This window comes from Pseudomonas sp. VE 267-6A (genome assembly GCF_024126555.1).
GTDB lineage: Bacteria > Pseudomonadota > Gammaproteobacteria > Pseudomonadales > Pseudomonadaceae > Aquipseudomonas > Aquipseudomonas palmensis.
Window position 1 is genome coordinate 49,411 of sequence record NZ_JAMYBY010000027.1, and the last position, 9,058, is coordinate 58,468.

7 protein-coding genes and 4 tRNA genes are annotated in these 9,058 nt (G+C 58.8%); 10 read left to right on the forward strand and 1 reads right to left on the reverse strand.

The features are described from left to right. Positions 1–28 precede the first annotated feature (28 nt). From alaS to mgtE, 7 genes are all read left to right on the forward strand, one after another. Positions 29–2,647 (forward strand): alanine--tRNA ligase, encoded by a 2,619-nt coding sequence (gene alaS / locus NJH59_RS24330; protein WP_043860295.1) that lies wholly within the window; start codon positions 29–31, stop codon positions 2,645–2,647. A 90-nt stretch (positions 2,648–2,737) separates the two neighbouring features. Then, on the forward strand, positions 2,738–3,973 hold the full coding sequence (locus NJH59_RS24335; RefSeq protein WP_043860296.1) for an aspartate kinase: 1,236 nt from the start codon (positions 2,738–2,740) through the stop codon (positions 3,971–3,973). Positions 3,974–4,156: 183 nt separating this feature from the next. Next, the gene (gene csrA / locus NJH59_RS24340; protein WP_010226667.1) at positions 4,157–4,345 is read left to right on the forward strand and encodes a carbon storage regulator CsrA; all 189 of its coding nucleotides are present in this window, start codon (positions 4,157–4,159) and stop codon (positions 4,343–4,345) included. Between the two features lie 72 nt (positions 4,346–4,417). Then, positions 4,418–4,508 (forward strand) — tRNA-Ser (locus NJH59_RS24345). A gap of 108 nt (positions 4,509–4,616) precedes the next feature. Next, a tRNA-Arg gene (locus NJH59_RS24350) sits at positions 4,617–4,693 on the forward strand. Positions 4,694–4,770: 77 nt separating this feature from the next. Then, positions 4,771–4,847 (forward strand) — tRNA-Arg (locus tag NJH59_RS24355). A 383-nt stretch (positions 4,848–5,230) separates the two neighbouring features. Then, positions 5,231–6,673 (forward strand): magnesium transporter, encoded by a 1,443-nt coding sequence (gene mgtE / locus NJH59_RS24360; protein WP_043860297.1) that lies wholly within the window; start codon positions 5,231–5,233, stop codon positions 6,671–6,673. 56 nt (positions 6,674–6,729) lie between these two features. Here the strand turns inward: mgtE and NJH59_RS24365 are convergent, their stop codons facing one another. Continuing rightward, positions 6,730–7,056 (reverse strand): Arc family DNA-binding protein, encoded by a 327-nt coding sequence (locus NJH59_RS24365; RefSeq protein WP_003254499.1) that lies wholly within the window; start codon positions 7,054–7,056, stop codon positions 6,730–6,732. Positions 7,057–7,400: 344 nt separating this feature from the next. Between NJH59_RS24365 and phnN the strand changes: the two genes are divergently transcribed. The 3 genes from phnN to NJH59_RS24380 all read left to right on the forward strand — a co-directional run bounded on the left by phnN (position 7,401) and on the right by NJH59_RS24380 (position 8,831). Next, positions 7,401–7,991 (forward strand): phosphonate metabolism protein/1,5-bisphosphokinase (PRPP-forming) PhnN, encoded by a 591-nt coding sequence (gene phnN / locus NJH59_RS24370; protein ID WP_253087411.1) that lies wholly within the window; start codon positions 7,401–7,403, stop codon positions 7,989–7,991. Between the two features lie 109 nt (positions 7,992–8,100). Continuing rightward, positions 8,101–8,177 (forward strand) — tRNA-Arg (locus NJH59_RS24375). A 225-nt stretch (positions 8,178–8,402) separates the two neighbouring features. After that, entirely contained in the window at positions 8,403–8,831 is a 429-nt protein-coding gene (locus tag NJH59_RS24380) for a GNAT family N-acetyltransferase (protein WP_253087412.1), read from the forward strand. Positions 8,832–9,058: the final 227 nt, after the last annotated feature.

Genomic DNA, 9,058 nt, shown 5'->3' on the forward strand with positions numbered 1-9,058 from the left:
GCAGGCCGCCGTTTCCGTGGAAGAACCTATGAAAAGCGCAGAAATCCGTGAAGCCTTCCTTCGCTTCTTCGAAGAGCAGGGCCATACCCGAGTTGCCTCCAGCTCCTTGATCCCGGGCAACGACCCGACCCTGCTGTTCACCAACGCGGGGATGAACCAGTTCAAGGACTGCTTCCTTGGCCAGGAAAAGCGCGCGTACACCCGCGCCACCAGCAGCCAGAAGTGCGTGCGCGCCGGCGGCAAGAACAGCGACCTGGAAAACGTCGGGTATACCGCGCGTCACCATACGTTCTTCGAAATGCTGGGCAACTTCAGTTTCGGCGACTATTTCAAGCGTGATGCCATCACCTACGCCTGGACCTTCCTCACCGGCGTGCTGCAACTGCCCAAGGAAAAGCTCTGGGTCACCGTGTATGCCACCGATGACGAGGCCTACGACATCTGGACCCAGCACATCGGTGTGCCGGCCGAGCGCATGGTGCGCATTGGCGACAACAAGGGCGCGCCCTACGCCTCGGACAACTTCTGGACCATGGGCGATACCGGCCCGTGCGGCCCCTGCACCGAGATCTTCTATGACCACGGCGCCGACATCTGGGGTGGCCCGCCAGGCTCGCCGGAAGAAGACGGTGACCGTTACATCGAGATCTGGAACAACGTCTTCATGCAGTTCAACCGCACTGCCGACGGCGTGCTGCACCCGCTGCCTGCACCGTCGGTGGACACCGGCATGGGCCTGGAGCGCATCAGTGCGGTGATGCAGCATGTGCATTCGAACTATGAAATCGACCTGTTCAAGAACCTGCTGAGCGCGTCGGCTGCCGCCATCGGCTGCAGCAACGAAGACCAGTCGTCGCTCAAGGTAGTGTCGGACCACATTCGTTCGTGCAGCTTCCTGATTGCTGATGGCGTGCTGCCTTCCAACGAAGGCCGTGGCTACGTGCTGCGTCGCATCATTCGTCGCGCCTGCCGTCACGGCAACAAGCTCGGTGCCACCGGCAGCTTCTTCTACAAGATCGTTGCGGCGCTGGTTGCCGAGATGGGCGAGGCGTTCCCGGAACTCAAGCAGCAGCAGGCCAACATCGAGCGCGTGCTCAAGGCCGAGGAAGAGCAGTTTGCCAAGACCCTGGAACAGGGCCTGAAGATCCTCGAGCAGGACCTGGCCGAACTCAAGGGCAGCGTGGTGCCCGGTGACGTGGTGTTCAAACTGTATGACACCTACGGTTTCCCGATGGACCTGACGGCCGACATCGCCCGTGAGCGCAGCCTGACCATCGACGAAGTCGGTTTCGAGCGCGAGATGGAGGCGCAGCGTGAGCGCGCGCGTTCGGCCAGCGCCTTCGGCCTGGACTACAACACCCTGGTCAAGGTCGATGTGGCCACCGAATTCACCGGTTATGCCACCACCGAAGGCGCTGCCAGCGTCGTTGCACTGTACAAGGACGGCAAGGCCGTCGAGCAGCTGGGTGAAGGCGAGGAGGGTGTGGTGATCCTCGACCGCACGCCGTTCTACGCCGAGTCCGGCGGCCAGGTGGGTGACTGCGGGTACCTGCAGGCCGGTGCCGTCCGCTTCGATGTCCGTGACACCACCAAGACCGGCGGTGCCTTCCTGCACCACGGTGTGGTTGCCAGCGGCAAGCTGAGCGTCGGTGCCCAGGTTGAAACCCGGGTCGATGCGCAGGTTCGTCATGCCACCTCGCTCAATCACTCGGCCACCCACCTGCTGCACGCGGCATTGCGTCAGGTGCTGGGCGAGCACGTACAACAGAAAGGCTCGCTGGTCGACAGCCAGCGCCTGCGTTTTGACTTCAGCCATTTCGAGGCGGTCAAGCCAGAGCAGCTCAAGGCGCTGGAAGACATCGTCAACCGCGAAGTGCGCAACAACACCGAGGTCATGACCGAAGAGACCGACATCGAGACTGCCAAGCAGAAGGGCGCCATGGCGCTGTTCGGCGAGAAGTATGGCGACAGCGTGCGCGTGCTGAGCATGGGCGGTGATTTCTCCGTCGAGCTGTGCGGCGGCATCCATGCCAAGCGCACCGGCGATATCGGTCTGCTCAAGATCATCAGCGAAGGCGGTGTGGCCTCCGGGGTGCGTCGTATCGAAGCGGTCACTGGCGCCGCCGCACTGGCCTACCTGAACGCTGCCGAAGAGCAGCTCAAGGAAGCTGCCCAGCTGGTCAAGGGCAGCCGCGAGAACCTGGTCGACAAGCTGTCGGCGGTGCTCGAGCGCAACCGTCAGCTGGAAAAGCAACTGGAGCAACTGCAGGCCAAGGCCGCCAGTGCTGCCGGCGATGACCTGTCTGCCAGCGCAGTCGACGTCAAGGGCGTCAAGGTGCTGGCCGCGCGTCTGGACGGACAGGACGGCAAAGCCTTGCTGGCCCTGGTCGACCAGTTGAAGAACAAACTCGGCCGCGCAGTGATCCTGCTCGGCAGTGTCCACGAAGAAAAGGTCGTACTGGTCGCAGGCGTGACCAAGGACCTGACCGGCCAACTCAAAGCCGGTGATCTGATGAAGCAAGCCGCTGCAGCGGTGGGCGGCAAAGGCGGTGGTCGTCCGGACATGGCGCAAGGCGGTGGCGTGGATGCCGCAGCGTTGGACGGTGCACTGGCTCTGACCGTGCCATTCGTAGAACAGGGTGTCTGAAGCGCCCGGTGGCCCGCCATCCGATGGCGGGCCCTGGCGTTGGGTAATTGTGTTTATTGGGTGCCCTTCACGGGCTGAGGCGGCTTTGAAATGGCGTTGATCGTACAGAAATTTGGCGGCACCTCGGTGGGCACGGTCGAGCGCATCGAACAGGTTGCCGACAAGGTGAAGAAGTTCCGCGAGGCTGGCGACGACCTGGTGGTCGTGCTGTCGGCAATGAGCGGGGAAACCAATCGTCTGATCGAGCTGGCGAGGCAAATCAGCGATCAGCCGGTTCCGCGCGAGCTGGACGTGATCGTGTCCACCGGCGAGCAGGTGACCATCGCGTTGCTGGCCATGGCGCTGATCAAGCGGGGTGTGCCTGCGGTGTCCTACACCGGCAACCAGGTGCGTATTCTCACCGACAGTGCGCACAACAAGGCGCGCATCCTGCAGATCGATGATCAGAAGATTCGTGCCGACCTCAAGGCAGGTCGCGTGGTCGTGGTAGCCGGTTTCCAGGGCGTTGACGAGCACGGCAGCATCACCACGCTGGGGCGTGGCGGTTCCGATACCACCGGCGTGGCCTTGGCGGCTGCATTGAAGGCTGACGAGTGCCAGATCTACACCGACGTCGATGGTGTCTATACCACCGACCCGCGCGTGGTGTCCCAGGCGCAGCGGCTGGACAAGATCACTTTCGAAGAGATGCTGGAAATGGCCAGCCTCGGGTCCAAGGTGCTGCAGATTCGGGCCGTGGAGTTTGCCGGCAAGTACAACGTACCGCTGCGTGTACTGCACAGTTTTCAGGAGGGTCCGGGTACCCTCATTACTATTGATGAAGAGGAATCCATGGAACAGCCGATCATTTCCGGCATCGCCTTCAATCGCGATGAAGCCAAGCTGACCATTCGCGGTGTGCCGGATACCCCGGGTGTGGCATTCGGGATTCTGGGCCCCATCAGTGCAGCCAATATCGAAGTCGACATGATCGTGCAGAACGTTTCGCACGATAACACCACCGACTTCACCTTCACCGTACACCGCAACGATTACGAAAAGGCGCAGAAGGTACTGGGTGAAACCGCCCTGAAGCTCAATGCCCGCGAAGTGGTGGGTGATACCAAGATCGCCAAGGTATCGATCGTGGGTGTGGGCATGCGCTCGCATGCGGGCGTTGCCAGCCGCATGTTCGAATCGCTGGCCAAGGAGAGCATCAACATCCAGATGATCTCCACTTCGGAAATCAAGGTGTCGGTGGTTATCGAAGAGAAGTACCTGGAACTGGCTGTGCGTGCCTTGCACACCGCTTTCGAACTCGACGCGCCTTCCCGTCAGGGCGAGTAAGCGTTGTGCTCACTGGGGCGCGGCCTGGCCGCGCCCTTCGTGTTTTTGAACGGCACAAGAAACCTGTGGGTTGTCGGGTGTCGGTCAACGTTCAGGCGTAGGTCCGCCGCTGTTCTGGCGGCGGGTTGAAGCCCTTTTTTTGCAGACTGTTATCCCTGAACTGAATTGCGTGAGGAGAAAGGTATGTTGATTCTGACTCGTCGGTGCGCAGAGAGCCTGATAATTGGCGACGGCGAAATCACCGTGACCGTGCTCGGCGTCAAAGGAAACCAGGTACGGATTGGGGTGAACGCGCCCAAGGAAGTGGCCGTGCACCGTGAGGAAATCTACCTGCGGATCAAGAAAGAGAAGGACGAAGAACCAACCCATTAATTTTTATCGATATTTTTTCAAAAAAGGGTTTGCAAACGGGGAAGGCTCTGGTTATTATACGCCCCGTGTTGCGGAGAGGTGGCCGAGTGGCCGAAGGCGCTCCCCTGCTAAGGGAGTATACCTCACAAGGGTATCGGGGGTTCGAATCCCCCCTTCTCCGCCATTATTCATGTAGGGCGCTGTAATCTTGCTTGAATCGCTAAGTAGTTGAAATTAAACGAAAAAGTGGTTGGCAAATCGATTAAGCGGTCTATAATGCGCGGCAACAAATGCACTCGTAGCTCAGCTGGATAGAGTACTCGGCTACGAACCGAGCGGTCACAGGTTCGAATCCTGTCGAGTGCACCATACGACGAAGTAGTTTCCAGTCTGGAAGTTGCCTCAGTTTCAACCAGAGGTGATCTGGTCCATCAAGTACCAACCCTGCACTCGTAGCTCAGCTGGATAGAGTACTCGGCTACGAACCGAGCGGTCACAGGTTCGAATCCTGTCGAGTGCACCATACAACAGAAGGCCCGCTTTTTGAGCGGGCCTTCTGCTTTTCGGCTTTTCACTTTTCCGTAAGGCGCGATGAATAAACTGTCATCGATGCGTTTACCGGCCTCTGCTAACTTTTGCGTCTTCAATGTGTTCTTTGGGGTGTGCCAGCCGTCGCACTGTCAGAGCTGTACGTTGTCACAGCTTTATCTCGCAAGCGATTGTTCTGGCCAATATTTTCAGCCCGAGCAGCCCAAGCCGTGTATGATTGCGCCCGTCAGCTCCGCCGGGGCTTGTGGAATACCACCATGGACTTACCCAGTAGTTACTCAATAGCTTGTTTTGCCAATCACGATCTGACTGATTGATTCTCCTGGCGTGCTCCGCTGCTGGGAGTGGAGTACGCGTATGACCGAAAGTGAAGTAAAAAAATCGCAAGAAAGCCTGCAGGATCGCCTGGCCCAGGTGGTCGAATTGCTGCAGCGCCAACGAGTGGTCGAAGACCTGACACATCGTCAGGAAGGGCACCATAACGATCGGGTCGAAAATCTCGTACACCGCCAGAATCTGGTCGAGCTGCAACGCAAGCTCGATGATCTGCACTCCGCTGACGTTGCCTACATTCTCGAAGCCCTGCCGCTGGATGATCGTCTGACGGTCTGGCAACTGGTCAAGGCCGAGCGTGATGGTGACATCCTGCTCGAGGTATCCGATTCGGTTCGGGAAACCCTGATCGCCGACATGGACGATCACGAGCTGCTTGCCGCTGCCAAGGAGATGGACGCCGACGAGCTGGCCGACCTTGCGCCGGAGCTGCCGCGCGACGTCGTGCATGAGCTGATGGAAACCCTCGATGCCCAGCAGCGTGAGCGCGTACGCTCCGCGTTGAGCTATGACGAGGACCAGGTCGGTGCCTTGATGGACTTCGAGATGGTGACCATCCGCGAGGACGTCAGCCTTGAGGTGGTGTTGCGTTACCTGCGCCGGCTCAAGGAGCTGCCAAGCCATACCGACAAACTGTTCGTGGTCGATTACGACGGCAAGCTCAAGGGTGTGTTGCCCATCAAGCGGCTGCTGGTGAACGACCCCGACAAGCAGGTTGCCGAGGTGATGGCCAGTGACCCGGTGAGTTTTCATCCCGATGAAGACGCCTACGATGCGGCACAGGCCTTTGAGCGCTATGACCTGATTTCGGCACCGGTGGTGGACAAGAGCGATCGCCTGATCGGCCGTTTGACCATCGACGAAATGGTCGACCTGATCCGTGAGGAAAGCGAGAACGAAGTCCTCAACATGGCGGGTCTGCGTGAGGAGGAAGACATCTTCGCCTCGGTCTGGCGTTCGCTTCGCAACCGTTGGGCATGGCTGGCAATCAACCTGATCACGGCCTTTGTCGCTTCGCGAGTGATCGGCCTGTTCGAGGGGTCGATCGAGAAGCTGGTGGCGTTGGCTGCACTGATGCCCATCGTGGCCGGTATCGGGGGCAACTCCGGCAACCAGACCATTACCATGATCGTACGTGCCATGGCGCTCGATCAGGTCAGCCCGGGCAATACTGCGCGATTGATGCGCAAGGAGCTTGCGGTGGCCTTGATCAATGGCCTGGTGTGGGGGGGCGTGATCGGCGTTGTGGCCTACCTGCTCTATGGCAGCTGGTCGCTGGGGGTAGTGATGACTGCGGCGATGACCCTGAACCTGCTGTTGGCGGCCCTGATGGGCGTTCTTATCCCGATGACGCTTGCTCGAATGGGTCGCGATCCTGCGATGGGCGCAAGTGTGATGATCACTGCCATGACCGACAGTGGCGGGTTCTTCATCTTCCTGGGCCTTGCTACGATCTTCTTGCTGTAAAAAGGCAAGGCATAAAAAAAGCCAGCGAAAGCTGGCTTTTTTGTGCGTGGGTGGAATCAGGAAGCGTCTGCGGCCATCTCGACGTCATGGGCGATCAGTGCGACCAGAGCATTTTGCTGGCGATGGGACAGCTGGCGGAAGCGTTGCAGCAGTTCACGTTCGTGCAGTGACAGCTCTGGGCTGTCCAGGCGCATGCTCAGCTCGTCGCCCAGTGCACCTTCCTGAATAAGGCTCTGCTCCAGGCGTGCAATGATCTCGGAGTTCATGCTGCGGTGGTGGTTACGCGCAACCTCGGCAATGCGCTCACGCATTCCGTCTGGCAGGCGGACGACAAATTTGTCAGCGGTGCGGCTTGAGTAGATAGCCTGTTTCATTGGGCGCATATAATTGACCGGTTTAGTTCAGGGGGAAGCGGTTCTCGAAATCGGCCGCACGATGAGTGTTACGACCATCGTTAAGACAAAATGTTCAACCTGGAGTACGAATGAGGTCTTCATCATGCCTCAGTGTCGCCAGTTCCTTGGCGTCAATTCTGTGACAAATATTGAACTGGGTAAAGGCGTTATGCCAGTACCAATTATCAGAAATGCGCACTGGTTTGAAAAGTTTTCATTTGGCGCTCGGCCTGGCCACCTCGGCGGCTCGACTTTTCATCACCGGCAAAGGCGCAAAGACCGTGCAATGCGCCTAAAATGCGCGAGCTTTCCTTTCTCTGAGCATAGTGGCTATGCAGTATGACGCAAGCGACGTTCCCTTGGCGGGGGCGGGCAGGGTGATCTATTTGATGGGGCCGTCCGGTGCCGGCAAGGACAGTCTTCTGGATGCGGCGCGTGAGCTTTTGCTGGCAAGCCAGGTGCGCATTCCTAAGCGTGTCATCACTCGCTCCGCCGAGGCGGTGGGGGAGGACGCAGTCGCCGTATCGGTCCAGCAGTTCGAGCAGATGGCTGACCGTGGCGAATTTGCCCTGCAGTGGCGCGCCAATGGGTTGGCTTATGGGGTTCCTGCTTATATAGATGTGTGGCTTGCCGAAGGCTGGCACGTGATGGTCAACGGGTCGCGCGCGCACCTGCCGGTGGCGCAGGCGAAGTACCCGGACCTGTTGCCCATATTGCTTTGTGTGAATCCGCAGGTATTGCGCGGGCGATTGCTTCAACGGGGCAGGGAGGGGCAGCACGAGATCGAGCAGCGAATGGCGCGCAACCAGCAGTCTATGACACAGGTTGATGATCGGGTCCGGCGGGTGGACAACTCGACCAGTCTTGACGATGCAGTGCGCCGCCTGCTGATGGTTTTGCAGGAGGCAGGCGTACGTGCCTGAGGCTGGAAACCACCTACTGGTAAAAAGCGCAGAGACGACATGACAAATCCTGGCTCGCTGGGTAACATGCTCGCCGTTCCGTATGGCGGGCCATGTACGCCAGACGCATGTCTCAGTAGCTCAATTGGATAGAGCATCCCCCTCCTAAGGGGAAGGTTGCAGGTTCGAACCCTGCCTGGGACACCATCCTTCGTTCGAGGGCTGGCTGCTTCCTGCGCTTTACCTTCTCTTCTTCTGCTCCATCCATCCCTCCTCGTTTCTGCGCATGATTCGCTACCTTGGCTGACGTTCGTGCTGCGCCCTGGCGAGCCTCCTACCTGTGAACCCGAATTTCGATTTAACATCCGCTGCGAGCCGGCGCCTGCAGGCTCGCAGCGTACTCATGTAGTCCAATGCCGCACAGGAGAGCTTATGACAGATGCCCCTTACCGATTCACCCTGGGCGCTGACGCCGATGCCATGGCAGTGGTGCGTGAAGGGCTGCGCCGCTTCAACATCGAACAGATCGGCCCTTACACCTATGAAGATTTCCAGCTGTATGCCCGCGATGGCGGGGGCCGGGTGAGAGGTGGGCTGTTCGGTCATTTCGCAATGGGTTGGCTCTATATCGACTACTTCTGGTTGAGCGATGCCGCACGCGGTCATGGGTTGGGCAGCGAACTGCTGATGCGAGCCGAAGAGGAGGCGCGGGCGCGGGGCTGCACCGGTTTGTTTCTTTATACCTATAGCTTCCAGGCCCCTGACTTCTACCAGAAGCAGGGATACCACATCATGGGGATGCTGGAGGATTGCCCGCCTGGTTATCAGCGCTACTACCTGAAAAAGACGCTTCAGTCTTGAAATGCTCATGCTGACCTATGTGCCGAGGTTATTTTGAAATAAACCCTTGACGCACAATTTAATCTCTCTATAATTCGCCCCACTTCCGGCGCAGTCGGAACGAAAAACTCCTTGAATATCAACGAGTTGGACGTTTCAGGTCAGGCTGGAGGTGCTTCGATCGAAAGATCGGCAGCGGTGAAAAAGGTGGTTGACAGCAGGTTGTAACGCTGTAGAATTCGCCTCCC